Source organism: Vibrio sp. 10N.261.51.F11 (genome assembly GCF_041471665.1).
Lineage (GTDB): Bacteria > Pseudomonadota > Gammaproteobacteria > Enterobacterales > Vibrionaceae > Vibrio > Vibrio crassostreae_C.
On sequence record NZ_JBFROW010000082.1, the window covers coordinates 53695 to 54055 of the forward strand.

Here is a 361-nt window from a genome sequence, read left to right on the forward strand (position 1 = left end):
GTTGTGAAGTATGAACTGGTCGATGAAGATTTGGTTCTGACTGGCTTAACCTCTGATGGAGAAAGTTTAGAGTGGCAAGCTGTGTCACAAAGCGGCACAACCTTCACTCATGTTGCTCAAACAGCAACGAGTAATGAAGCGGTGTTCGAGATTATTTTCGATACCTCGGATAACAGCTATCAATTCGAATTGTTTAAACCACTTAAGCACCCTGATGGCTCTGATGAAAACACGATTGACCTTAACTTCTCTGTTGTGGCAGAAGATTTCGACCAAGATAAATCGAATGCGATCGATCTGAAAATCACGGTGACGGATGATGTGCCAACCATCACTGATACGACGGTTGCGAGTACGTTTG

General features: G+C 43.8%; 1 protein-coding gene. It reads left to right on the forward strand.

Features of this window, described 5'->3' with window-relative positions:
• Window positions 1-361, forward strand: a 361-nt coding sequence (locus tag AB4351_RS22275; protein ID WP_372127027.1) for a hypothetical protein, incomplete at both ends; no start/stop codon positions are given.